The sequence below is a fragment of the Xanthobacter sp. BG11Y11_SDJG genome (genome assembly GCF_057364445.1).
Map to the genome: position 1 here is coordinate 1 of NZ_JBNFNU010000011.1, position 24,469 is coordinate 24,469.

Consider the following 24,469-nt stretch of genomic DNA (forward strand, 5'->3'; position numbering starts at 1 on the left):
CACCGGCGGCACCACGGGCGCGCCGTCCGCCCCGGCGGAGAGGCCGAGCACGCCGGTTTCCGCCATGTAGTTGAGGTCATGGGCCGCCATCTGGGCCTTGGGGCCGGTCTGGCCCCCAGCCGGTGACGGAGCAATAGACGATCTTGGGGTTGAGCCGGCGCACCGCGTCATAGCCGAGGCCGAGCCGGTCCATCACGCGGCGGAGACGCGCCTGGAGACAGTCCGCCGTCGGATCAGCGGCTTCAGCCGCTCCAGCGCGTCCGGCGCCTTCAGGTCGATGGCGATGGACTGCTTGCCGCGGTTGAGCATGAGGAAGTTGACGCTGTCCTCGCCCACCTTGGGCTCGTAGGCGCGCATCTCGTCGCCCCGGGCCGGCCGCTCGATCTTGAGGACGCGGGCCCCCGCCTCGGCGAGGACGAGGCTCGCCAGCGGGCCCGGCAGCAAGGTGGAGAAATCGAGGACCAGAAGGCCTTCCAGGGGACGCATCGTCACCTCCCCTTGAGCGTGCGGGCTTTCGCCACCTGGGCGCGGCGGGCGGGCGAGAAGGCTGGGTTGCCGAGGGCCTCGTGCAGCGCGGCCGTCACATCGTGATGGGCGGCAAGGCCGGTGCGCTCCAGAAGCTCGATGGGGCCTTCCGGGTAGCCGAGGCCGAGCTTCAAGGTGAGGTCCATGTCGGAGGCGGTGGCGAGCTTGGCGTCGAGCCGGCCGAGCGCCGCGTTGTAATAGGGCCGCACCAGGCGGTCGACGATCCGTCCGGGAAAGTCGCCGCACACCGCCGTCTTCAGCCCATGGGCCTCGAACAAGGACCGGGCCGCGTCGAGCGCTTCAGGCGTGGTCGAGGGCTGGCGCACGATCTCCACCAGGTCGGAGGGGGGCGCGTCGCCGAGGCGGAAGCGGGCGAAGCCGAGCACGTTGGAGCCTTCCTCGCCCCTGCTCTCGCCCGTGTGGACGCCGAGGCATTCGGTGCCGAGCTCGACGAGGATGGCCGCGTACGCGCCCTTGTCCGCGAGCGTCGCGAAGCTGTGGCCGGCACCGGTGCCGGTGAGCACCAGCACGTCACCGGCCCCGCTCGCCGCTTCGAGAAGGGGATGGGCGCCGGGGAAGGACCGGCTGTCGCCGTTCTGGATCACACGATGGGACATGGCATCAGGCTCCGAAGATGGCGGCGGTCTCGTAGGAGAGGAAGCCGCGCTTCGTCTTGCGGCCGAGGCGACGGGCGGCGACCATGCGGCGCAGCAGCGGCGGGCAGGCGGCGCGCGGCTCGCTGGTGACGCCATGGAGCGCCTCGCACAGCAGCACCTGGGTATCGAGGCCGACGAGGTCCAAAAGCTCCATGGGCCCCATGGCGTAGCCGAGCGCGCCCTTGATGGCCTTGTCGATCTCCGCCGGCTCGGCAACGCCCTCCTCCACGAGGCGGATGGCGTCGTTGTTGAAGGGCACCAGGAAGTAGTTGAGGATGAAGCCCGGCGCGTCCTGGGTCTTCACCGGGCGCTGGCCCATCTCCTCGCAGATGGTCCAGGCGCGCTCGAAGCTCTCTGTCGTCGTGTTGATGCCGGGCGACATCTCCACCAGCTTCATGAGCTGCGCCGGCAGGCAGAAATGCATGCCGACGAAGCGGTCGTCGCGGCCGGACTTGGCGGCGATCTCGGTGATGGACAAGGTGGAGGTGTTGGAGGCGAACAGCGTGTCCGGCCCGCACACCTCGTTGAGGGCGGCGAAGAGCTTTCCCTTCACCTCCAGCTCCTCGAAGATGGCCTCGATCACGAGGCCGCACGGCGCCATGGCGGCTATGTCGGAGGTGGCGGTGACCCGCCCCATGATCTCGTCCACCTGCGCCTCGGTGAGCTTGCCGCGGGCGACGGACTTGGCGAAGAACGCCTTCATCTGCCCCACGGCCGCCTCGGCGCGCGCCTGGTCGATGTCGTAGACGAGGGTCGGGAGCCGCCGCGCGCGGCGACGATGGCGATGCCCGTGCCCATGGTGCCCGAGCCGGCGACGCCGACGGTGATCTTGTCTGTCATGGGATTTCCTCAGCGTTCGATGAAGCTGCGGCCGATGAGCTGGCGGTGGATCTGGTTCGTGCCTTCCCAGATCTGCGTGATCTTGGCGTCGCGCATGAGGCGCTCGACCTTGTATTCCTTCACGTAGCCGTAGCCGCCGTGGAGCTGCACCGCTTCCGTCGCCATGCGCATGGCCAGGTCGGTGGCGCGCATCTTCAGGATCGAGGCCTCGATGCCGATGTCGGAGATGCCGGCATCCACCATGCGCCCCACCTGCATCAGCCACGCATCGCACAGGACAAGCTCGCTCGCGAGGTCGGCGAGCAGGAACTGGATGCCCTGGAACTCGATGATCTTCTTGCCGGATTGCTTGCGGCCGTTGATGTAGCCGGTCGCCTCCTCGAACGCCGCGCGGGCGATGCCGAGCGCATGGGCGCCCACCGACGGGCGCGACTTGTTGAGGGACGCGAGCAGCAGCTTCAGGCCTTCGCCGGGCCCGCGCAGCAGGTTCGCCTTCGGCACACGGCAATTGTCGAAGGACAGCGTCGCGGTCGAGGAGGCGCGATGGCCCATCTTGTCCTCCAGCCGCACCACGGAAAGGCCCGGCGTGCCCTTCTCCAGGATGAGGCAGGAGATGGCGGCCTTGGGATCCTCGGTCTCCGACCACTTGCCGAAGATGACGTAGAGATCGGCGACATCGCCGTTGGTGATGAAGGTCTTCGAGCCGTTCACCAGGATGTCGTCGCCGTCCGGCGTGAACCTGGTGCGCATGCCGGTGGCATCCGAGCCCGCGTCCGGCTCGGTGATGACGAGGGCGGCAAGTCCGCCCTCGGCGATGCGGGGCAGGAGGCGCTGCTTCTGCTCCTCCGCGCCGAAATCGATCAGCGGCTTGATGGCGTGGAAGTTGGTCGCCCAGATGATGCCGGTGGAGGCGCAGGCGGCGGAGATCTCCCGCACGCAGGCGAGGTACGAGAGATAGGATAGGCCGGCGCCGCCATAGGCCTCGGGCACGAACATGGCGTTCAGGCCGAGGGCGTTGATGCCCTTGACGTTCTCCCAGGGGAATTCCTTGGTCTCGTCATGATGGGCGGCGCGCGGGGCGATCTCGTCGCGGGCGAAATCGCGCACGCTCTGCAGCAACATCGCCTCGTCCTCGGGCAAGGCGAGCTGGGCGTCGAGACGGGAAATGACGGTCATTCGCTGATCCTCAGTGCGCCATGCCCTGGCCGCCATCGAGATAGATGGTCTCGCCGGTCAGGAAGGGGATGTCCTCGTCGAACAGGGCGCCGATCAGGCGCGCCACCTGGTCGGCCTTCGCCGGCCCGCCCACGGGGATGCGGGAGGCCAGGAAGGCGCGGGTCTTCTCGGAGGCGAGGAAGTCCTTGTTGAGGTCGGTCTCGATATAGCCCGGCGCCACCGTCATCACGCGGATGTTCTTGCGCGCCCACTCGACAGCCAGGCAGCGCGTAATCGCGGCCACCGCGGCCTTGGAGGCGCAATAGGCGGCGTTGTGGCGGACCCCCAGCTTGTCGAAGAACGAGCCCATGTTGACGATGAGCCCGCCGCCGGCAGCCACGAGATGGGGATAGGCCTTCTGGCACACCGAGAAGGTGGCGGTGGCGTTGGTCGAGAGAACCTCCTCGAACTCGGACAGGGGCTGGCTCTCCGCCGGGTTGGTGACGTGCACACCGGCATTGTTGACGATGCCGTCGATGGCGCCGACCGCCTGGGAGAAGGCGTCGAGGGCCGCGGCCATCGCGGCGGGAGTCGCCACGCGCCCTTCAGAGGGATGAGCTTGGCCTTCAATTCCTCGGGAATCTCCACCCCCTCGGGTCCGGCGCCGCGGCGCGACACGCAGCCCACGCGGTGACCGCGCCCGGCCAGCTCCAGCGCCACCACCGCGCCGATGCCACGGCTCGCGCCGGTCAGGAAGATGTTGCGGATTGCCATCTCAGCGGTCCTGGAAGGAAGGCTTGCGCTTCTCGACGAAGGCGGCGAGGCCCTCAGCGGCGTCCTCAGTGCGATAGGCGAGGGTGGACAGGTCCGCCTCCATGCGCAGGCCTTCGGTGACGGGCAAATCGAGCGCGCGCTTGACCGCGTCGCGGGCGAAGGCGAGGGCCGGCAGGCCGAAGCCGGTGAACTCGGCGGCGAAGGCCTTGGCCGCCTCCAGCACGTCGCCCTCGGCGACGCGGTTCACGAGGCCCATGGCGAGCGCCTCCTCGGCGCCCACCGTGCGGCCGGTGAGGACCATCTCCAGCGCCCGGGCCTCGCCGATCAGGCGCGGCAGGCGCTGGGTGCCGCCATAGCCGGGGATCAGGCCGAGCTTGATCTCCGGCAGGCCCATCTTCGCCTTCGGCGCGGCCAGCCGGAACGTGCAGGCCATGGCCAGCTCCAGCCCGCCGCCGAAGGCATAGCCGTTGATGGCGGCGATGGAGGGCACCTTGAAGGTGTCGAGCTTGGCGAACACGCGCTGGCCGAGCGCGGCGCCGTTGCGCTCTTCCATGAGCGAGCGGCCCATCAGCTCCTTGATGTCCGCCCCGGCGCAGAAGGCCTTCTCGCCGGCGCCGGTGAACAGGAGGGCGCGGATGTCCCATCCGGCGGCCTCGTCGATGGCGGCGCCGATGTCGCGGATGATGGCGAAGGAGAGCGCGTTGAGCGCCTCCGGCCGGTCGAGGGTGATGATGGCGAGTGCGCCATCACGGGTGAGATCGACCATGGTCAGGCTTCCTTGGCGAGGGGGGCGTCGGGCGCCTTGAAGCGCACCGGAAGCGGGCTGAGGGCGCCGGCGCGCACCTGCTCGACCATCTCGCGCTTCAGCACCTTGCCGCTGGCGGTGAGCGGGAAGGCTTCCAGCTCCAGGAAGAATTCCGGCATGTCGTATTTGGACAGGCCGGCTTCGAAGAGATGGGCGAGCATCTCCTCGGCGCCGATGGTGCTGCCTTCCTTGGCGATCACGGCGAGGCACACCTTCTCGCCCAGCCGGTCGTCGCGAATGGGGAAGGCCGCCACCTTGAAGGCCGCCGGATGGCGGATGGCGAGGTCCTCGATCTGGGACGGGTAGATGTTGTGCCCGCCACGGATGATGAGGTCCTTGGAGCGGCCGACGATCTCCAGATTGCCGCGCTCGTCCAGCCGCCCGAGATCGCCGGACATGAACCAGCCAGAGGCATTGAAGGAGCGCTCGGTGGCGCTCTGGTTGCTGAAATAGCCCAGCATCAGGCAGGCGCCGCGGCCGCCGATCTCGCCCACCTCGCCGGGGCCGGCCTCGGTGTCGGGAGCGTCCGCCTTGAAGATCCTCACCTCGTAGGCGGCGCAGGCCTTGCCGCAGGTGCGCACCATGGTGTCCACGTCGTCGTCGGGCAGCGTGTACTGGTGCGAGCCGTTCTCGGTCATGCCGTAGATGTTCTGGGGCGTGACGCCGTGGGCGAGGAAGCGGCGCGCCACCTCCATGGGGATGGCGGAGCCGGCCATGTAGAAGGTCTTCACCGCGCCGATGCCGGCAAGCCCGCGCCGTTCCACCTCGCCCAGGATGTCGATGGCATGGGTGGGCACGCCCAGCACGTAGGTGGCGCCGGTCTCGATGATGCGGTCGAGCGGCCTCGCCCCCCCTGGCAGCTCGTTCACCACCAGCTCGGCGCCCGACACCAGCATCTGCTCCAGGGCGACGGTGGCGATATGGTGGCTCAGCGGGCTCAAGGAATAGATCACCGCATCGGCCGTGAGGCTCCAGTCGTCCACCATGGTGCGGCCGTTGGCCAGCAGCGTGTTGTCCGAGTGCATCACGCCCTTGGGCTGGCCCGTGGTGCCCGAGGTGAAGGCGAGGTAGGTGATCTTGTCCGGATTGGTCTCCAGCGGCGCATCCGGGACCGGTCCTTCGCCGGGCCTGGGAAAGGCCGCGTTGCGATCCGAGGCGATCGGTGCGGGCCCCGGCGCTGTAGATGCGACGCAGGGTCGGCAGGGCGAGCGCCGCCGCGAAGATGTCGTGTCGTCGGCATCGGCGCCATAGCCTGGCTGGGCGACCAAGGCCGCGGCGGCGCACCTCTCCATCAGGGTCACGATCTCGCCGACCGTATGGTTCTGGTGGAGCGAAGGCGTGCAGACGAAGCCGGCGCGCGAGCAGGCGAGGAAGGTCACCACGGCCTCCACGCGGTTCGGCAGCCACACGCCCACGCGATCCCCCGGACGCAGGCCGGCCTGGGCGAGGTCGGCCGCGACGGCATCGACCCAGCGCACCAGCTCTGACCAGGTCAGGCGACGGGTTCCATCGCGCAGAGCGAACGCATCGGGCCGCGCTTCCGCGTGGCGGGCGGCGAGGGCGTACATGGTCTCGTCATGCCACTGGCCGGAGGCGTAATAGCTCCTGGCCGTGGCCGGATCGTGAAGGGTCAGCAGGGTCGGCTGCATGGCGCGCCGCTCCTCACTTGCCGAACTTCGCCGGGTCGGGCTTGCGGCGATTGGCGAAGGCATCCCCGAGCTCGTGGGATTCCTCGGTCTCCAGATAGCCGCGCAGCAGGAGGTCGTGGGCCATGCGGGCGAGACCGCCAACGCCCGAATGACGGGCGGAGAAGGCCGCCTTCAGCGAGGCGATGGCGAACGGGCCGCGATCGGCGATGGTGAGCGCCATCTCGCGGGTGGCGGCAGCCAGCTCGGCGTCTGGGACCACCTTGTTGACGAGGCCGTAGGAGAGAGCCTGCTGCGCGGTGAGCTTCTCGTTGAGATACCAGATTTCCTTGGCCCGGCGCTTGCCCACCAGATCCTCCAGGAACCAGGTGCCGTAGCCGGCATCGAACGAGCCCACCATGGGGCCCACCTGGCGGAAGATGGCGCTTTCCTTGGCGATGGAGAGGTCGCAGACCATCTGCAGCACGTTGCCGCCGCCCACGGCGAACCCGTTCACCGAGGCGATGACGGGCTTCTGGAGGCGCTCGATGGCATCATACATCTCGAGGGTGGGGAGCACGCCGGCGTAAAGATTGGTCTTCTCGAGGCCGTCCTTCCGCCCGCCGGTGCAGAAGAACTTGTCGCCGGCGCCCGTGAGCACGATCACCCGGGTGCGGGTCTCGTTGCGGATGGTCTCGATGCAGTCGCGCAGCTCCCGGCACATGACGGCGTTGAACATGTTGCCGTCGTCGGGGCGGTTCAGCGTGATGGTGCCGACCGGGCCGTCTTCGGCATAGAGGATGGTCTCGTAGGACATACGCGAGCGTTCCTTCGTTCAGCTGGGTTCGGATTGGGGCTCTTGGAGACCCCGTCAGATGATGCCGCGCGCTCTCAGCTCGGCGATTTCCGCCGCGCCGTAGCCGAGCTTCGCACGTAGCACATCTTCGCTGTGCTCCCCGAGGCGGGGCGGGGGAACCCGGCATCCGGCCGCCTCCCCGTCCACATGGATGCCGAGGCCGACCTGCGGCAGCTGGTGACCGTCCCGCTCCACGCGGTAGAACAGGTTGCGCTCCAGGAAGTGGCTGTCGCCGATCACCTCATCCACGCGATAGATCGGGCCTGCGGGCACCTTGGCCGCGGCGAAGCGCGCAAGCCATTGGGCGCGCGGCCCGGTCTTCAGAATATCCTGGATCTGCTTGACGATCGCGGCCCTGTTGGCGCGACGGCCAGTATTGGTCGCGACGTCATTGCTGTTCGCCTTCTCGGGCTGCCCGACGGCGTCCCAGAAGCGTCGCCATATGGCATCGTTGCCCAAGCCGAGGGTGAGCGGAAGGTCCGCGGTCTCGAACGTCTGATAGATCGCGATGACGCTATCCTTGCCGCCGCTGCGGCGCGGAACCTCTCCTGAGCCGAGGTATGGCACGATTCGAGGCGACATGAAGCGGATCATGCTCTCCGTGAGCGAGACATCAAGGGTCGCGCCCTCTCCGGTCATCGCGCGGCGATGCAGCGCCGCGAGAATGGCCAATGCCGCATCGCTACCCGCGAGAAGATCCGCGGCGGGTGTGCCGACCTTCTGCGGATCGGCATCGGCCTCACCTGTCAGGTCCATCACGCTGCTGTAGCCCTCGGCGATCAGGTCGTAGCAGGGCAGGCCCGCATTCGGACCGAAGAGACCGAAGCCGGTCAGAGAGAGGTGGATCAGCTTCGGATGCGCCAACCGCACCGTCTCGGCATCGACACCCAGCTTCTTCTGCACGCTGCCGAGCTGATTTGTGACGACGACGTCGGCGGTCTCGAACAGCGCATTGAGAAGCTCGCGACCCGCATCCTGCGCGGTATCGATCCGGACGCTCTTCTTGTTGCGGTTCACCGAAAGGAACCACAGCGACTCGCCGTCGAGGAAGGGCCCCAGTGACGGGCGTCATCTCCCGACGGTCGCTCGACCTTGATGACCTCCGCGCCGAAATCGGCGAGCAGCATCGTCGCATAGGGCCCCGCGATCGAGGTCGTGAGGTCCAGGACCGTCACTCCCTGCAGCATCTGGAACGAGCCCGACGCTGAGATGGTCGGCAGGGACTTGGCAGGAGCGGTTTGCGAATGGTGCATTGCTAGGGTCATAAAATTCACCAGTTTGCCAACCGATGAGCAAACGCTGTGCCAACCCCGATAAGCCCAGCATACGTGGGAACAATTGACTTGCGGAGCCAGCAGTCTTCTTGCTAGATGTTCCGTTGATGGACACTTTTTCAATATCGAGTGTCCTTATAGAAAACATTCGAGGTGGGGATGGCAGCGCCGCTTGAGGTTGTCGTTTTGGACGACAAAGGTGAGGTCGCATTCGCATCCGACACGGCTCGGCGGGCAGGGCTCGCGAAGGCCGTGCAGCGTCATGTGCTGGGCGACTCCGACGAGAGGCGCGTCTCCGCCCTCGTTCATGCCGAAGCGAGCTACGTGGTTGTGCGGAGCCCGATCGCGGGCGGCATGACTGTCGCCATTGTCCATCAAGAGGACAGAGCGTCCACGCTCATGGACTTCATTGCGAGCGTCGACTTCGCCTTCGATATCCTCAACCACTTTCTGACCAACCCCTACGAGGGCATCACCGTCGTCGATCGCAACGCGGTGTTGCGCTATCTGAGCCCGGTTCACGAGCGCTTTTTCGGATATGACCGAGGCGACGCGATCGGCAGGCCCGTTCAGGAGGTGATCGAGAACACCCGGCTTCATGCGGTCGCGAAATCCGGGCATGCGGAGATCGGTCAGGTTCAGACGATGGGTCACGTCACCCGTGTGGTGAACCGCCTGCCCATTTACCGGGGACGGAGAGCTGGTTGGGGCGATCGGCCGGGTGGCGTTCAAGACCCCCGAGGAGGTGCATGAGCTGTCGCGCCAGATCTCATCCCTGCGCGCCGAGGTCGATTACTACAAGAAAGAGCTCGTCGGGCTGCGTCATCGTACTTTCGGTCTCGAGGAAATTGTCGGGGAAAGCGAGCCGATCCGGCGGCTGAAGGAAGAAATTCGCAAGGTCGCGCCCCTTGACGTCCCCGTCTTCGTCTCGGGCGAGAGCGGATCGGGCAAGGAGCTGGTCGCGCACGCGATTCACAATCTGAGCCGGCGGGTGGATCGTCCGATGGTGCTGGTCAATTGCGGCGCCTTGCCCGCCACCCTGGTGGAGAGCGAGTTGTTCGGATATGACGCCGGAGCCTTCACCGGAGCCCGGCGCGACGGCCGCACGGGCAAGTTCGAGATGGCGGATCGGTCGAGCCTGTTTCTGGATGAGATTGGTGACATGCCGATGGAGACGCAGGTGAAGCTTCTCCGCGTGATCGAGAACGGCATGTTTGAGCGCGTGGGTAGCAACAAGCAGCGGACCACGAACTTTCGCCTCATCAGCGCGACCAATCGGGACCTGAGGCGGATGATTTCCGAAGATCAGTTTCGTGCCGATCTTTACTTCCGAATCAATGGCGTGACGCTGAGCGTGCCGCCTCTGCGCGAGCGGGCTTCGGATATCCCCTTGCTCGTCCGCCACTTTGTCCAGCGGATCGCGCAGCGCATCGGCAGCAGCGTGCGGCGCGTTCATCCGAAGGCGATCGAGATGCTGCAAGGGCTGTCCTGGCCCGGCAATGTCCGGCAGCTCCACCACGAGGTTCAACGGGCGATGATCTTCGCCGACGGCGCCGAATTGACCGTGGGCAACTTTCGCGCGCTCGAGGAGGCCTCGGAGAATGCCCAGGCTGGCTACCCCCCTCAGGCGCCGAGCGCCCCAACCATCAAGGAAACGGTGGGCAACGTCGAGACGGCGCTGATCCGCGAGGCCCTCGAACGCTATCGGGGCAACAAGAAGCGCGTCGCCGAGGAGCTCGGCATCTCTCGATCCTATCTCTACAAAAAGCTGGCTGAGATGTACCCCCGCCCGTGAGCGGGGGCATCGCGCTTTCAGCTGCTCGAGCAGGACCCTGAGCTGGCTCAGTCCTTCTTGACGAGGCGGCACGTGGACTGAGCCAGCGACTTGAAAGCCTGGTCACCGGGAATGGTCCGCAGGATCTTCATGAGGTCCCAGTCGTTCTTGGAGTCTGCCGGCGCCTTGGCTTCGGCGAGGTACATGTCGTGCACCATTCGGCCATCGGCCCGGATGACCCCGTTGGTCGCAAAGAAATCATTGATGGGATTGGCCTTCATCCACTGCGTCACCTTTTCGGCGTCGGTCGATCCAACCGCTTTCACCGCATTGAGGTAGTGCATGGTGGCGGAATAGGCCCCTGCCTGGACCATCGACGGCTGGGCCTTCATGCGGGCGAAATATTTCGCCGCGAACTTGCGGCTCGCATCGTCACGGTCCCAGTAGTAGCCGGTCGTGAATTTCAGGCCTTGCGCCACCGACAGGCCCAGCGCCTTGACGTCGGTGATGAAGACGAGCATCGCCGCCAGGCTCTGCCCTCCCTGCACCACGCCGAACTCGCTCGACTGCTTCACCGCGTTGACGAAATCACCGCCCGCGTTGGCGAGACCGATCACCTGGGCCTTGGAAGATTGCGCCTGCAGGAGGTAGGAGGAAAAGTCGGTGGTGCCCAATGGCGCACGTACATTGCCGAGGACCTTGCCGCCTCCGGCCGTCACCACGCGGCTGGTGTCCGCTTCCAATGCATGGCCGAACGCATAGTCCGCGGTGATGAAGAACCACGACTTTCCACCTTCCTTCACAATGGCCGCGCCGGTGCCGGTGGCCATGGCAAAGGTATCGTAGACGTAGTGAATGCCATAAGGCATGCAGCTCGCATTGGTCAGCGCCGTCGTAGCCGAACCGGCGCCGATGATGACCCGCTTCTTCTCCTCGCCGAGCTTGAAAAGCGCGAGCGCCGAGGCGCTGTCCGTTGATTCGATGATCATGTCGACGCCGTCGGCATCCATCCAGCGGCGCGCGATGCCGGAGGTGACATCCACCTTGTTCTGGTAGTCCGCGGAAAGAACCTCGATCGGCTTCCCGTCCACCTTGCCGCCGAAGTCGTTCACCGCCATCTGCACGGCCGCGACCATGCCGGGACCGCCGTGGCGCGAATAAATACCCGTCATGTCGACGATCGCGCCGATCGTCACTTTCGAGACGTCGGCGCTCAGCGCTTGAGTCGGCGCGATCACGGCGAGCCCGACGAGCAGCGCACTCAAGCGCCCAAAGGTAATTGATCTGGTCACTGTAGCATCCTCCCACAATTGGCAACGCCTTCTGGTGGGGCGACTACAGCAATGGGCGTGCCAATATATTTTCTTTGCGTTTTCGCTATTTTGTGTGCGCTTTGACGACAGATGTGTCTGACGACGACAATCAATAAAAATACCTCTTCTGGCTCCACATCACAGCCCGCCGACTTGGATCGCGGTGGCGCCAAGCGTGTGATTGGCCCCCACCGCCATGCCGGGCTAGAGGGCAGGGCTGCCGAGATTGGCAAAGGTCCCGAACAGGTGATCGCCGAAGCTCGTCACGGGAGGGCCGGATACTGATCCAACTCCATGTCCACTGGGCAGACAGCCGGCCGTTCTTTTGTACACCCGCAAGACACGGCGCCACCGCGAACCTGTTCAACCCAGCGCAATTCTTGTCGGCGCCGTTGGTATGCCCCTTGCTATGCCGGGTGCGGCGAACTCCAGCACCTGGGAATTGAATGAGCCAGAATTTGAATTCGACCTTCGGATCCGGACTGCTTGAGGGTCGTACGGCCTTCATCACCGGAGGTGGAACAGGCATCGGATTTGCGATCGCCCGAATGCTCGCGGGTCTGGGGGCCAACGTCGCCATCACCAGCCGGCGCCAAGAGGTCATCGCGACGGCCGCCGACACACTCCGGAGCGAGGGAGCAAACGTTCTCGGGGTCACAGCGGACGTGCGCGACTATGCCAGTGTCGCCGCCGCCATGAACGCGACGGCCGAGCGGTTCGGCGGGGTCGACATCCTCGTCAACAACGCGGCGGGAAACTTCGTCTGCCCTACGGAGCAGCTCAGCTCCAACGGCTGGAAGGCGATCGTCGACATCGACCTGAACGGGACGTTTCACTGCTGCCACGCGGCCTTCCCCTTCCTGACGGCGTCGCCGCACGTGGGGCGCATCGTCAGCATCATCACCGCCTACGCTTGGGGCGGCTGGCCTGGATGCGCGCCGGCGGCGGCGGCCAAGGCGGGCATTCAGTCCCTCACGCGCACGCTCGCCATCGAATGGGGGCCGAAGAACATCTTGTCGAACACGGTCGCGCCGGCCCGATCGCGGACACGGAAGGCACGCGTCGTATCCATGAGGAAACGCAGCGCGCTCAGGCCGAGCTCGCCCGCGTCCCCGTGGGCCGTTCGGCGAAACCGACGAGATCGCGGCGGCCGTGACCTACCTCGTCTCGCCCGCGGCGCGATACGTCAACGGGACGGATCTCGTGGTGGACGGTGGCCGCCAGTTCAAGGCGACGGAGCGCACCTTCGCGTCCGCCTGAGCCGCTCAAGATCAACACTTTCAGGAAAGGAAACAGCAATGCCCGTGGAGCTCACAAGAGACGGATCCGTTGCGATCGTCCGCCTTGCGAACGACAAGAACCGCAACTCGATGACCCAGGAGATGCGTGAAACCCTGGCCAAGACTTTCCTGCAGCTCGAAACCGATCCTGATTGTCGCGCGGTCTATTTCACCGGCTCGGGCAAGGCCTTCTGCGCCGGCGGCGACCTGCCGATGCTCAAGAATGAGATCGACCCCTGGTCCACCCATATGCGCTTCAACCGCACGGCGCAGTGGCTAACCGCCATGATCCGCTTCCGCAAGCCGGTGGTGGTGGGCGTGAACGGATACGCCGTCGGCGGCGGACTGGGTCTCTCCCTGATCGGCGATACCATCGTGGCGGCGCAGAGCGCGCAGTTCATGGCCGGCTTCTTCCGCCTCGGCGTCGTGCCCGACATCGGCGTCATGTACATGCTGCCACGCTTGATCGGCATGGCGCGCGCCCGCACCTTCATCTTCGAGAACCAGACCTGGTCCGCCCAGGACGCCCACGACACGGGGCTTGTCTCGGCCGTCGTGCCGGACGACCAGCTCGATGCGGAATGCCTGAAGCGCGCCCATGCCCTCGCCAAGGGCCCCGTCGAGGTCATGGGGCTGGCGAAATGGCTCATGTGCCGGACGTTCGAAAGCTCCATCGACGACATGATGGCGTTCGAAAATCTCGGCCAGTCGCTCGCCTTCACCAGCCAGTCGTTCCAGGCGGGCCTCAATGCCCTCATGAACAAGGAAAAGGCGGATTCCCGGCGGCCATGGAAAGCGAGACCTTCGTCAAGCTCGCGCGCGAACGCCGCAACGCAGGCTGAGCGCGGCCGCCGCGTTCGCGCCGCGCGTCGTCTTGGCGCGCGGCGGCGCTGGGGATGGGCGAGGACGAGACCACGCCATCCCTGCACGCCCCATCGAGAACAATAAGACGCCACACGGCAGGAAGCAGTGCCCATGCCCTATAAGACGTTCGGCTTCACCGACGATCAGGTGATGATGCGGGATAGCATCCTGCGCCTGCTCGAAAAGGTCTTCCCCAGCTCGGTGATCAACGATCATGAGGCGCGCTCGGCCTATCCCGAAGAGGCGCACATGGCGCTGGCCCAGGCCGGCTGGTTCGCGCTGCCCTTCGATGCCGAATACGGCGGGATGAACGGCACCTACAAGGATCTCACCGTCCTGCTCGAGGCCCTCGGCTACTATCACAAGGGTCTTTCCACCGGCTATCTGGGGCCGACCATCTATGGCGGCGCCGCGCTGCGCCATGGCGGAAGCGAGGAGCACAAGCGCACCTACATCCCGCAGATCATCGCCGGCAAGATCAAGATGGCGATCTGCTACACGGAGCCGTCGAGCGGATCGGACGCGGCCGGCATCCGCACCCGGGCGGTCCGGGACGCCGACGACTACGTCATCAGCGGGCAGAAGGTCTTCATCACCAACGCCCATGTGGCCGACCTGATGGTGGTGAGCGCCAAGACCGACCCGGGCGCGGGATATCGCGGCATCAGCATGTTCCTGGTGGATGCCAGGTCGAAGGGCATCGAGGTCCGCAATCTCGATCCGCTGGGCAGCCGCACGACCCTGATCAACGAAGTCTTCTTCGACGACGTTCGGGTTCCGGTCCGAAATCTGCTCGGAGCGGAAAATGGCGGCTGGCCGCTGCTCATGCGGGGCCTCAACCTGGAGCGTCTGGTGCTCTCTGCCTCCGCTTGCGGCCAGGCGCTCAAGATCATCGATATCGCCAAGACCTTCGCGAAGGAGCGGCAGGCGTTCGGCCAGCCGCTGACGGGCTTCCAGGTGATCGCGCACCGGCTGGCGAGATGCAGATGCTCACGGAAGCCGCCCGCGCCATGACCTTCCACACCGCCGACATGCTGGACGCCGGCATCAACGCCCGCATGGAGACCGCCGTCGCCAAGACGGTCACGGCGGAGAACGCCTGGAAGGTGGCCGATCTCGGCATGTCCATCTTCGCGGGCTCGGGTTACGTGCAGGGGGACATGCAGCGCCTGTTCCGCGACACCCGCCTCGGCCCCATCGGCGGCGGCACGAGCGACATCCTGCGCGGCGTGATCGCAAAGGAGATGGGAGTCTAGGCGCGGGCAGCTCGATCGACCTGCCGAATCGAGCGCCATGGCGCGATGCCAATGCAACCGACCGGGACGCGCGCCATCGGCGCTCTGTCCGAACGCACGAAACATGGAGAGCATCCGTGGACAGCAACCTACCCTCGCCCGTCAGCAACGCCGATTCAGCGCCCTATTGGGAAGCCGCGGCCAAGGGGAAGCTCGTCATCCGCAAGTGCCGGGCCTGCGGCAACCTGCATTTCATGCCGCGCATCTTGTGCCCGACATGCTGGTCCCACGACCTGGCATGGGTGGAAGCGAGCGGCAAGGGGAAGGTCCACAGCTTCACGATCATCCGGCGTGCGCCGCTGCCGGCGTTCGCGAGCCAGGTGCCCTACGTCGTCGCCCTCATCGATCTGGCCGAAGGGCCGCGGATGATGGCGAACATCGTCGGCGACGGAGCGATCGGCACGAAGATCGGCGATGACGTCGAGGTGACGTTCGAGCGCCGCGGCGAGGGGGCCGTTCCCCAGTTCACGCCGGCGAAGGCAAGCCCGGCCTGATCCCGCCCGGAAGCCATGACCGGGGCGGGCCATGCGCCACAGGTGCCTGGCCCGTTCCCGCAAATTCCGTTCGCCGCAGATGCGAGACCCGCGAGAGGTCGCCTTCGGCGGACCATCGATAGCCCAGGATGAGGAGACGGCAGAATGTCGCTCAGGAACAAGGTCGCCATCGTCGGCGTGGGCGAGTCCGACATCGGCAAGGTTCCCCACATGACGGGGCTCGGCCTCAACGCCCAGGCCGCGCGTCGCGCGCTGGACGATGCCGGCCTGAAGGTGTCCGACATCGACGGGCTTTTGACGGCCTACTCCTTCACCGAGCCCTATTTCATGCTCGGCTCGGTGATGTGCGAGTATCTCGGCCTGAAGCCGCGCTACAACGCCTCCATGGTGGTCGGCGGCGCCTCCCCGGCGGTCATGCTCAAGCACGCGGCCGAAGCCATCGTGGCCGGCCACGCCGAGACGATCCTGGTCTGCGCGGGCGAGAACCGGGCGAGCGGCCAGTCGCGCGACCAGGCCGTCGCGGCCCTGCTCGCCGTGGGGCATCCCTATTTCGAGCAGCCCTACGGCCCCTCCATCCCCGGCTTCTACGCCATGATCGCCCAGCGCCACATGGCGGAATACGGCACGACCCGCGAGCAGCTCGCGCAGGTGGCCGTCACCACGCGCCAGCACGCGCTGCTGCATCCCAACGCGCACATGAAGAAGCCGCTGACGATGGCGGACGTGCTGGAGGCCAAGCCCATCGCCGATCCGCTCGGCATGTTCGACTGCTGCCTGCTGTCGGATGCCGGCGGCGCCTTCATCGTCACGTCGGCCGAGCGCGCGCGGGATCTGCCCTCGCGCCCCGCATACCTGCTGGGCATCGGCGAGTTCCACACGCACGAGCACCTGATGTGCGCGCCGAGCCTGACGGAATTCGGCGCGACCCAGTCCGGCAAGGCCGCCTACGACATGGCGGGGCTCGGTCCTTCGGACATGGATTTCGCCGAGCTCTATGACTGCTTCACCATCGTCCCCCTCATCGAGCTCGAGGAGCTCGGATTCTGCGGCCGGGGAGAGGGGGGCGCCTTCTACGCCGAAGGCAAGACCGCCATCGGCGGCGCGCTGCCGGTGAACAAAAAAAAAAAAAACCCGGCGGCATGCTGTCCCACGCGCACGCGGGGCGCGGCTGGCGGCCTTTTTCGGGATCGTGGAGGCGGTGCGTCAGCTGCGCGGCGGACAGGGCGCGCGGCAGGTCGAGGGCGCCAACGTGGCCCTCGTCCACAACGAGGGCGGCATCCTGTCCTCCCACGGCACGGTCATCCTGGCGAACCAGCCCAGGTAGTCACGCGGCACCATTCAATCAAGGCGAGGAACGCGACATGTCTTCGAGTGAGCAGAAGAAGCGCGGCATGTATTTCGAGGATTTCGAGATCGGCCAGACGCTTGAGAGCCCGGCGCGCACCGTCACCAGCACCGATATCGTCAACTTCGCCTGCCTGTCCGGTGACTTCAACGAGGTGCACACGAATTTCGAGTACTGCAAGACGACGGACTTCGGCGAGCCCATTGCCCATGGGCCACTGATCTACGCCATCATGGGCGGCCTGCAATATGCCAGCGGCATCAACGACGGCACGCTGCTGGCGCTGCTCCAGATCGACGAGTGGCGCATGCTCAAGCCCGTGATGCACGGCGACACCATCCGCCTCCTGTCGACGGTGGTGGCCAAGAAAGAGACCAGCAAGGCCGATCGCGGCGTCGTCACTTTCGAGCGCAAGTGCGTGAAGCAGGACGGCACGGTGGCCCAGGCGATGCGGGCGACGATCCTCTACCGCCGCCGGCCGCAGTGACCTCGCCGACCGCCATCCGTTAGACGAACGACCGCCTCCGGCCTGCGAGAGCTGATCTGCGGCGCACGAGACTCCACCCTCGGTCAATCGATGCTGCTTGGCTGTTCCTGGCTTGGCGCAATTTCACCACTGAGAGATGAGCGGGAACCTGACATGGGCGGTCGCAAGGCATTCGAGGGCGTTCGGGTCTACGATGCGAGCCAAGGCATTGCGGGGCCGCATGCCACCATGCTTCTGGCGCTGCACGGAGCGGACGTCATCAAGGTCGAGCCGCCGGACGGGGACTGGTGCCGGGTCCTGGGTCGCCCGTCGGGCGACTATTCCATCCACTATCTCGCCTTCAATCGCGGCAAGCGCTCCATCGCCTTCGATCTCAGGCGGGAGGAGGGGCAGGAGATCAGCCGCCGCCTAGCCGCGCAATGCGACGTCTTTGTCGAGAGCTTCCGGCCGGGCGTGGCCTCGCGCATCGGCCTTGACTATGACAGCCTCCGGAAGCACCGGGACGACATCGTCTACGCCTCGGTTTCCGGTTTCGGGCAGGCGGGGCCTTATCGGGAGCGCCCCGCGGTGGATGGCCTGATCCAGGCCTTCTCCGGGATGATGGTCATGAATGCGGGAGCCGACGGCCTGCCCCACCGTTCCAACATGGTGTTCATCGACATCGCCACCGGCCTTTACGCCTACCAGGCCTTGAGCGCGGCCATCGTCCGGCAGATGCGCTTCAAGGAAGGCAGCTTCATCGATTCGAGCCTGATGCAGAGCGCGGCGGCGCTTCAGGCGCCGAAGATCATGGAGTTCAAGGTCGAGGGGGCCAGTCCGCCGCCCCAGTACGTGCCGTCGGGCATCTTCGACGCGAGGGATGGCCGCATGCTCGTGAGCGCCATGCGCAATGCGCATTCCGAGCTCTTTGCGACATTATTGGACGGCCTGACCTGCGGGACGATCCGCGTTTTGCCAGCACCGAACTGCGGTCGAGCACAGGAACGCGCTGTTGCGGGAAATCCGCGCGGAATTCATTAAATCGCGGAAGGCGGACTGGATCCAAAAGCTCCAGGATGCAGGCGTGATGGCGGAGGATATCTTGAACTACGGCGAGTGGCTGCAGAACGAGCACGTTCAAAGCGTCCGAGCATATGCCGATGTGGATTATCGCGGCTTCGGAAGCCTTCCGGTCATCAGCATCCCCGGGACGCCCTCCATCGAGGAGGAGCCTTCATGCGCCGCCGCCCCTGCCCTTGGCGAGCACTCCTCCTCAGTGCTGGGCGAGTTGGGCTATTCGCCCACTGAAATCCAAAAGCTGGTGAGCGCGGGGGTCGTGCGCCTGCCTTCGCCACAAGAGCGGCCCGGCACATAGACGGGCGGGGTCCTTCGACAGATTTGCGGATAGGAATTGCCTCGATGACAGCCCCCTCTCCCCGTTTGGCAGCTTCGCTCGTTCTCTTGCGTGACGGCCGTGAACGCGATCTTCAGGTCCTCATGCAGGTCCGCAGCAATGTCATGTCGTTTGCGGCGGGCGCGATCGTATTTCCGGGCGGATGCGTCGAAGACGGCGACATCGCCATCGCCGAGAGCCTCGCTCAGGAGCTCGCGCCCGACCTGGATGAGCAGGGCAAGACAGATCTGGCACTGAAGATCGCCGCGATCCGAGAATCATTTGAGGAGTGCGGCGTCCTTTTCGCCGAGCGGCAGGGGCGGGAACTGGAGAACGATGAAGTCAAGGCACTGCGGCGCGGCTATGAGAGCGGTGGGTTCGGACGCCTCCTCGCCCGAGAGGGCCTGCGCCCGCGTATTGGCGAGCTGCAGCGGTTCGCGCATTGGATCACCCCGCTCGGCCGGCCGAAGCGATTCGACACGCACTTCTTTGCGGCCCGTTCACCAAAGCAGGATCTGGACGTAGCCAGCCGCGCCGAGGTCCAGGAACTCAAATGGCTGTCGCCCGGATTGGCAGCTTCCGGCGAGCTGGCGCGCGCATATAAGTTGATGTTTCCCACCCGGATGAACCTTCTGCGTTTGGCGCAAAGTCATAGCGTCCAAGACGTCTTCGAGCGGATCGCGCGGACCCAGGTAGTAACGGTCGCGCCGGTATATGTTCAAGGAGCGGACGGCTCCGTGTTCCTCCGGATTCCCCCTGAAGCCGGATATGGGGTGAGTTTTCGCCGCTGAAGATCCGCCCAGCCTGCCCTAGAAGGACGGTCTGGCACAGTGTCTGTGACGGTTATTTGGCGCGACTCTTGAAGACGTCCGCTGCCACGGGCACTGCGGAAAAGGCGTTCGGCCACCCCGCGTCGAACGCGACCTGCGCAATTGCTTCGCCGGCCTACTCCTTGGTCAGCCCGTTGTCCATCGCCCTGTTCAAGTGAAAGGGTATCTGCCCGACCTGGCCATTGGCGATCAGGCTCGCCACCGTGACCAGGCTGCGGTCACGCGGGGCAAGATCAGGCCGCAGCCAGAGGTCCTGGAAAAGGAGTTCGCCGGTGAACTTCACCAACCCTGGCGACACCGAGCCGACACTCTGTTCAACCGCCGCCGCGCGCTTTGCTTCGGTAGTCTCGTCGATCGGCAGAAGTTTTGGGCTTGCCGCGGGAAGCTGGTTGGAGCCAATGCCGCGTTCGCCAAAGACCTGCTTGGCCTCGAGGACCGCCAGCTGGGCATTGGCAAGACCCGAATAGAAGACGAGATACGTAATGATTTCAGAGATCTCGGCTGCGGTCAAGCCATTGTCCATCGCCCGACGCACCTGTCGCGCCAGATCGACGGAGTGTCCGCGGGAGATCAGCACCGCCAGCGTGACGACGCTCCGGTCCCGCGGCGACAGCTGCGGGCGCTGCCAGAGATCGCCGTCCATCGTCTGCCGCATGTAGCGATCGAGCGCCGGCGAGACCGCCCGCACATCCTCATTGGTCAGCGTCTGTGGCATAACGGTGCTCTTGTTATTGGTTTGCGCGAGCGATGGCGATGCCATCGCAGCAACGAGAGTGATGGCGACGAGTATCTTCATTCGGCCCTCTTTCAGCTGCTAAGCCGAGAAACGCAATAGGGCTTATGAGTCATTTTCATTGGTATCGAAAGTAGCGTGCGGACCAAGGAGGCGGGCCGAAAAGGTGGAGGCCGGCGCCGATGCTATAACGAGAATCTGACCGCATGGGTCCATCGGTCATTAGCATCCGATCGCGTCGCAGGACTCCGGCCGCGCTCCCGGCCCGCCGCCGTGAACAGGGCCGGAAACGCGAACGTCCGGCGGTCCGGCGAACGGCCTCGGATCAACAACCCGCACGCTTTCCCCCAAACCGGAGCAGGAACGGGGCTCAGGTCACCTGTCGGTCCCAGCCGACCGATGCAACGCTTCGCCGCGTCGTGTCCCGGGCGGATCATCGTTTGCGGCAATCTGCCCGAGTCATTCTGCGAGAGGGAAGCCGGTTCAATCCGCGGTCGCGCCCGAGGCCTTCACGATGGGCGCCCACCGATCGATCTCCGAGCGGATGAAGGCGCCAAATTCCTGCGGGGTCGTCGGCGCCAGCGTGGCGTTGATCGTTTTGATGGTCTCTTGCATCGTGTCTGACTGGAAGGCCTCGAGACTCGCCTTGTGAAGAATCTCGATGATTTCCGGCGGCGTCTTGGCGGGCGCGACGATGCCGTACCAGGCCACGCCCTCATAGCCGGGAAAGCCGCTTTCCGCTACGGTCGGCACATCGGGAAGGATGGGGCTGCGCTCAGTTGACGTCACCGCGAGGGGGATCAGGCGCCCGGCCTTGATCTGGGGCAGGCTGGCCGCGAGACTGCTGATGGCCATGGACGTCTGTCCGCCCATGAGGTCGACGATCGCCGGCGCCTCGCCGCGATAGGCCACGTGCATTAGGTTGAGATCGGCCATGACCTTCAGCCTCTCGCCCGCCATGTGCTGACTGGTGCCGCTGCCGCCGGAGCCATAGCTGTACTTGCCGGGATTTTCCTTGATGAGACGAATGAGCTCCCCGAATGTCTGCGCTCCCATGGCCGGAGTGACGACAATCACATTCGGGAGGAAGACGAGACGCGTAATGGGCGCGATGTCCGTGGTCGGGTTGTACGGCAAATTCTTGAAGAGGGTGACGTTGATGGCGAGCGGGCCGTTGGTGGCAACCCCGATCGTATAGCCGTCCGGCGGCGCCTGCACGATGGCATTGACGCCGATGTTCCCGCCTGCGCCGGGCTTGTTGTCCACGACCACTGGCTGCTTCAGGATCTTCGACAGGGCGCTGCCATAGGCCCGGGACAGCAGGTCTGTCGGCCCCCCCGGCGCAAAGGGCACGATCAGGCGAATGGACCGTGTCGGATAGTCGGCAGCCTGGGCGGCGGGAGCCGACACTATGCTGAGCAATGCCAGGACGCAAGCCTTTTGAAAGTCTCTTCTATTCATATTTTCCTCCCTGGTAAGCACATTCGCCGATCCGTTCGACGGCGCGGCGCGGACGGTTCGCGGTGGACCTCAATCCTCAGCGAGACCGGCGCCGTTCAGGCGCACAGGACTTGGCCGGCCTTTTCCATCATCGTGATGACGGTCTCGTTGAACCCCAGTTCGGCGAGGACAGCGCGGGTATGCTGTCCCAGCTTCGGCGGAAGCTGCCGCAGCTCGGGCTGCGTTTCCGAGAACTGAATGGGAAATCCGAGCAGCCGTAGCGTTCCTTCCGTCGGGTGCTCCAGAACGGGGAACATGTTCATGGCGGAGAGGTGCGGATCATCGAAGAGATCGGCCGGCATATTGACCTTGCTGAAGAGGATGTCCTCCGCGATCAGGACGTCTATCCAGTCATCCGTGGACCGCGCGGGCATGGCCGCCTCGATCACTTGATAGAGTTCCTCAAAGCGTCGGCTGCGCTCGACCGGATCGGCGATGCTGGGATCGTTGGCGAGATCGTCGCGTCCAATCAGCGCGAGGAAACGGAGCCATTGCGCTGTGGTGTAGGGCAGCACGCACAGATGGCCGTCCTTGGTGCGCAAGGGGCGCCGATGGGCGTTGATGATGCGCGAATAGCCGGCCTCCCCGAGGGGCGGCTCGAACGTGCGCCCCGCCATGTGTTCGGGCATCACAAAGGCGACCATGGTCTCGAACATGGGCACCTCGATCGACTGGCCATGACCCGTCTTCATGCGGTGAATGATCGCCGCCATGACCGCGTTCACCGCCGCCTGGCCCACGGCCTTGTCGGCGACCACGCTCGGGACGAACTGAAAGGCTCCGGTCGCCATCTGCTGCAACCCTGCGAGCCCTGAGGCAGCCTGGATGGTGTCGTCGGCGGCGGGACGGCCGGCATAGGGGCCCTTTTCGGAGTATCCGTAGCAGGCGCAGAAGATCAGATCCGGCTTGATCGCGCGCAGCCCCGCTTCGTCGAGGCCCAGCCGCCGCATGGCGCCGGGCCGGAGATTCGAAAGCAGCACGTCGGCGGTCTCCAGCAACCGGCGCATGACCTCCTTGCCCTGAGATGACTTGAGGTCCAGGGCCAGGCTGCGCTTGTTCCGGTTGAACTGGATGAAGGCATGGCTCATGCCCGCGGACCGTCGCGGCAGGACATGGCGGAAGATATCTCCCTCGATCGGCTCGAGCTTGATGACGTCCGCGCCGTAGTCGCCGAGGATCTGGCCGGCCAACGGCCCCATGCCGAGCGACGTCATGTCGACCACACGGATGCCGGACAGAGGCGGGGGATTCGTCGCCATTGTTATTCCATCGCTTCGCGCAAGAAGAGTTCGGCTCGATCGCTCGTGTTCAACCGGTGTGGCGCGGCTTCGCGAATCCCGGAGCCGCGCCGCCTGCCTTGCGGGCAACGACGGCCCGGTCCGTTCATGATCGCTGCGGGCTCCGGCCGGTCTCCGGAGCGCTTCTCGTCAGGCATGCGCGGAGCGCCTCCGCGCATGCCATCGTTCATCCGCATCCTGCGCAGGCGATCGCCCCACAGAGCGCGGCGCGCGGGCCGAACGCTCGCTCGTGTTCAGAACTTGGCCTTGTCGTAGATTTCGCGACGGAGCGCGGCTTCGTACTTGGCCTCGTCGGTGCCCGTCTCGTCGACGATGCGCTCCCACTTCTTGAGCAGATCAAGGAACGTCCGCAGGACGGGCTCCGGATTGGCCACGCCGCGCTTCTTGGCCGTCGCGACGGCTTCATCGAACTCCGCGGCCCGATGCGCGGCCAACGCGTCCTGGAAGGCCTGGTCCGGCTTCGACAGGGTTACGCTCTTCGATTTCGCGCGTTCGAGCACCTGCGCGTCGTCGTGGGCATAGCCGATCGCGAGCTTGGCCAGGTAGGTGGGAACGAGCTCGGCGAAAGCCTTCCTGTCGCTCGCCGAAAGCCCGGCCCAGCTGTCGGCGTTCATCGCGATGAGCGCGCCGCCGAAGTATCCGCCCTGAGACAGGTCCAGCACATATTTGGCGACGTCCCCGAGGGACAATGTCTCCAGCCATGCGACCGAGCCGAGCACGCAGTCGATCTGGCCGCGCTGCATGGCCTCATAGGCTTCGGCATTCTCGATGTTGACCGGAATGGCCTGGATGCGCGTGGCCCATCGCGCGAGCGCGCTGCCGGGCGCGCGCAGCTTCAGCCCCTTCACGCCGGCCAGCGACGTCACAGGCTTCGTGCACATCAGCTTGTACGGCGTCGTCGAGTAGGCCCCAAAATAGATGACCTTGTATTTCTTGTATTCCGCCAGGCATTGCGGGCAGTTCAGCAGCACCATTTCATTCACGGCGCCTGTGACGGAGAGCGGATCGCGCATGTAGAAGGCGAGATCGCTCAATCCCGCATTCATCGGCAACTCGTTCTGCGCGTAGATCGATACGACGAAGCCGCCATCGGCGAGGCCGTCGCGCAGCGCGGTGAGGGTTCCTCTCCCGTCGACGAGGGCGCCGCCGGGCTGCAGGGTGATCTTAACCTTCCCGCCAGTCTTCTGTTCGAGCGCCTTGAACATGGGCTCCAGGGCATAGCGGTTCGACGCGTGGCTCGGCGGAAGATAATTCGTATAGGTCAGACTGGCCTGAGCGTTCGCATTGGCGGCGCCCAGGCCGACCAGGCAAGCGAGAGCCAGTGCGAGCCGACCAGGCAGTCTTGTTGCCACTCGAATGGTCATGACGTTTCCT

The 24,469-nt window shown here is 65.5% G+C and carries 22 protein-coding genes and 4 pseudogenes; 10 read left to right on the forward strand and 16 right to left on the reverse strand.

Annotated elements, in window-relative coordinates:
• Window positions 1–76: 76 nt before the first annotated feature.
• From AC2W7M_RS02745 to AC2W7M_RS02795, 11 genes and pseudogenes are all read right to left on the reverse strand, one after another.
• Window positions 77–193, reverse strand: coding sequence for a CoA transferase (locus AC2W7M_RS02745; RefSeq protein WP_486129902.1), 117 nt, complete (start codon window positions 191–193; stop codon window positions 77–79).
• Complete coding sequence (locus AC2W7M_RS02750) at window positions 193–486, reverse strand: CoA transferase (protein WP_486129860.1); 294 nt, start codon at window positions 484–486, stop codon at window positions 193–195. The genes AC2W7M_RS02745 and AC2W7M_RS02750 overlap by 1 nt, the downstream gene beginning before the upstream one ends.
• Window positions 487–488: 2 nt before the next feature.
• Window positions 489–1,142: a 3-hydroxyacyl-CoA dehydrogenase family protein gene (locus AC2W7M_RS02755; RefSeq protein WP_486129862.1), complete on the reverse strand. Its 654-nt coding sequence runs from the start codon at window positions 1,140–1,142 to the stop codon at window positions 489–491.
• Between the two features lie 4 nt (window positions 1,143–1,146).
• Window positions 1,147–1,920 (reverse strand): 3-hydroxyacyl-CoA dehydrogenase family protein, encoded by a 774-nt coding sequence (locus tag AC2W7M_RS02760; RefSeq protein WP_486129904.1) that lies wholly within the window; start codon window positions 1,918–1,920, stop codon window positions 1,147–1,149.
• Window positions 1,881–2,021: a hypothetical protein gene (locus AC2W7M_RS02765; RefSeq protein ID WP_486129910.1), complete on the reverse strand. Its 141-nt coding sequence runs from the start codon at window positions 2,019–2,021 to the stop codon at window positions 1,881–1,883. Before AC2W7M_RS02765 ends, AC2W7M_RS02760 begins: the two co-directional genes overlap by 40 nt.
• Window positions 2,022–2,030: 9 nt before the next feature.
• Window positions 2,031–3,197, reverse strand: coding sequence for an acyl-CoA dehydrogenase family protein (locus AC2W7M_RS02770; RefSeq protein WP_486129863.1), 1,167 nt, complete (start codon window positions 3,195–3,197; stop codon window positions 2,031–2,033).
• A gap of 10 nt (window positions 3,198–3,207) precedes the next feature.
• Window positions 3,208–3,774: an SDR family NAD(P)-dependent oxidoreductase gene (locus AC2W7M_RS02775; RefSeq protein ID WP_486129865.1), complete on the reverse strand. Its 567-nt coding sequence runs from the start codon at window positions 3,772–3,774 to the stop codon at window positions 3,208–3,210.
• A gap of 177 nt (window positions 3,775–3,951) precedes the next feature.
• Window positions 3,952–4,716 (reverse strand): enoyl-CoA hydratase/isomerase family protein, encoded by a 765-nt coding sequence (locus tag AC2W7M_RS02780; protein WP_486129867.1) that lies wholly within the window; start codon window positions 4,714–4,716, stop codon window positions 3,952–3,954.
• Between the two features lie 2 nt (window positions 4,717–4,718).
• On the reverse strand, window positions 4,719–6,404 hold the full coding sequence (locus tag AC2W7M_RS02785) for a class I adenylate-forming enzyme family protein (RefSeq protein ID WP_486129869.1): 1,686 nt from the start codon (window positions 6,402–6,404) through the stop codon (window positions 4,719–4,721).
• Between the two features lie 13 nt (window positions 6,405–6,417).
• Complete coding sequence (locus tag AC2W7M_RS02790) at window positions 6,418–7,197, reverse strand: enoyl-CoA hydratase-related protein (RefSeq protein ID WP_486129871.1); 780 nt, start codon at window positions 7,195–7,197, stop codon at window positions 6,418–6,420.
• 54 nt (window positions 7,198–7,251) lie between these two features.
• Window positions 7,252–8,501, reverse strand: a pseudogene (locus tag AC2W7M_RS02795) (CaiB/BaiF CoA transferase family protein).
• Window positions 8,502–8,669: 168 nt separating this feature from the next.
• Between AC2W7M_RS02795 and AC2W7M_RS02800 the strand changes: the two are divergent.
• Window positions 8,670–9,263: a PAS domain S-box protein gene (locus AC2W7M_RS02800; RefSeq protein WP_486129872.1), complete on the forward strand. Its 594-nt coding sequence runs from the start codon at window positions 8,670–8,672 to the stop codon at window positions 9,261–9,263.
• Complete coding sequence (locus tag AC2W7M_RS02805) at window positions 9,232–10,305, forward strand: sigma-54 interaction domain-containing protein (protein WP_486129874.1); 1,074 nt, start codon at window positions 9,232–9,234, stop codon at window positions 10,303–10,305. The genes AC2W7M_RS02800 and AC2W7M_RS02805 overlap by 32 nt, the downstream gene beginning before the upstream one ends.
• Before the next feature lie 47 nt (window positions 10,306–10,352).
• Here AC2W7M_RS02805 and AC2W7M_RS02810 read toward each other — a convergent pair whose 3' ends face one another.
• Window positions 10,353–11,576 carry an ABC transporter substrate-binding protein gene (locus AC2W7M_RS02810; RefSeq protein WP_486129876.1) on the reverse strand — a complete coding sequence of 408 codons (1,224 nt, stop codon included), beginning with the start codon at window positions 11,574–11,576 and terminating at the stop codon, window positions 10,353–10,355.
• A 467-nt stretch (window positions 11,577–12,043) separates the two neighbouring features.
• Between AC2W7M_RS02810 and AC2W7M_RS02815 the strand changes: the two genes are divergently transcribed.
• The 8 genes and pseudogenes from AC2W7M_RS02815 to AC2W7M_RS02850 all read left to right on the forward strand — a co-directional run bounded on the left by AC2W7M_RS02815 (window position 12,044) and on the right by AC2W7M_RS02850 (window position 19,525).
• Window positions 12,044–13,825, forward strand: a complete 1,782-nt coding sequence (locus AC2W7M_RS02815; RefSeq protein WP_486129878.1) for an SDR family NAD(P)-dependent oxidoreductase — start codon at window positions 12,044–12,046, stop codon at window positions 13,823–13,825.
• A 69-nt stretch (window positions 13,826–13,894) separates the two neighbouring features.
• Window positions 13,895–14,997, forward strand: a pseudogene (locus tag AC2W7M_RS02820) (acyl-CoA dehydrogenase family protein).
• A 116-nt stretch (window positions 14,998–15,113) separates the two neighbouring features.
• Window positions 15,114–15,530, forward strand: coding sequence for a Zn-ribbon domain-containing OB-fold protein (locus AC2W7M_RS02825; RefSeq protein ID WP_486129880.1), 417 nt, complete (start codon window positions 15,114–15,116; stop codon window positions 15,528–15,530).
• Window positions 15,531–16,421: 891 nt separating this feature from the next.
• Window positions 16,422–16,589, forward strand: a pseudogene (locus tag AC2W7M_RS02830) (thiolase C-terminal domain-containing protein); the annotation flags it as partial.
• Between the two features lie 332 nt (window positions 16,590–16,921).
• A complete protein-coding gene (locus AC2W7M_RS02835) occupies window positions 16,922–17,362 on the forward strand; it encodes a MaoC/PaaZ C-terminal domain-containing protein (protein WP_486129882.1) in 441 nt (146 codons plus the stop codon).
• A 90-nt stretch (window positions 17,363–17,452) separates the two neighbouring features.
• Window positions 17,453–18,382, forward strand: coding sequence for a CaiB/BaiF CoA transferase family protein (locus tag AC2W7M_RS02840; protein WP_486129884.1), 930 nt, complete (start codon window positions 17,453–17,455; stop codon window positions 18,380–18,382).
• Complete coding sequence (locus AC2W7M_RS02845) at window positions 18,354–18,716, forward strand: CoA transferase (RefSeq protein ID WP_486129885.1); 363 nt, start codon at window positions 18,354–18,356, stop codon at window positions 18,714–18,716. Before AC2W7M_RS02840 ends, AC2W7M_RS02845 begins: the two co-directional genes overlap by 29 nt.
• Before the next feature lie 44 nt (window positions 18,717–18,760).
• The gene (locus AC2W7M_RS02850) at window positions 18,761–19,525 is read left to right on the forward strand and encodes an NUDIX hydrolase (protein ID WP_486129887.1); all 765 of its coding nucleotides are present in this window, start codon (window positions 18,761–18,763) and stop codon (window positions 19,523–19,525) included.
• A 52-nt stretch (window positions 19,526–19,577) separates the two neighbouring features.
• On the opposite strand, the pseudogene AC2W7M_RS02855 reads toward AC2W7M_RS02850, so the two are convergent.
• The 4 genes and pseudogenes from AC2W7M_RS02855 to AC2W7M_RS02870 form a co-directional block, all read right to left on the reverse strand.
• Window positions 19,578–20,360: pseudogene (locus AC2W7M_RS02855) on the reverse strand (carboxymuconolactone decarboxylase family protein).
• 420 nt (window positions 20,361–20,780) lie between these two features.
• A complete protein-coding gene (locus AC2W7M_RS02860; protein WP_486129889.1) occupies window positions 20,781–21,707 on the reverse strand; it encodes a Bug family tripartite tricarboxylate transporter substrate binding protein in 927 nt (308 codons plus the stop codon).
• A 146-nt stretch (window positions 21,708–21,853) separates the two neighbouring features.
• The gene (locus AC2W7M_RS02865) at window positions 21,854–23,056 is read right to left on the reverse strand and encodes a CaiB/BaiF CoA transferase family protein (protein WP_486129891.1); all 1,203 of its coding nucleotides are present in this window, start codon (window positions 23,054–23,056) and stop codon (window positions 21,854–21,856) included.
• 272 nt (window positions 23,057–23,328) lie between these two features.
• Window positions 23,329–24,459, reverse strand: coding sequence for a C4-dicarboxylate TRAP transporter substrate-binding protein (locus AC2W7M_RS02870; protein ID WP_486129893.1), 1,131 nt, complete (start codon window positions 24,457–24,459; stop codon window positions 23,329–23,331).
• Between the last annotated feature and the right edge of the window lie 10 nt (window positions 24,460–24,469).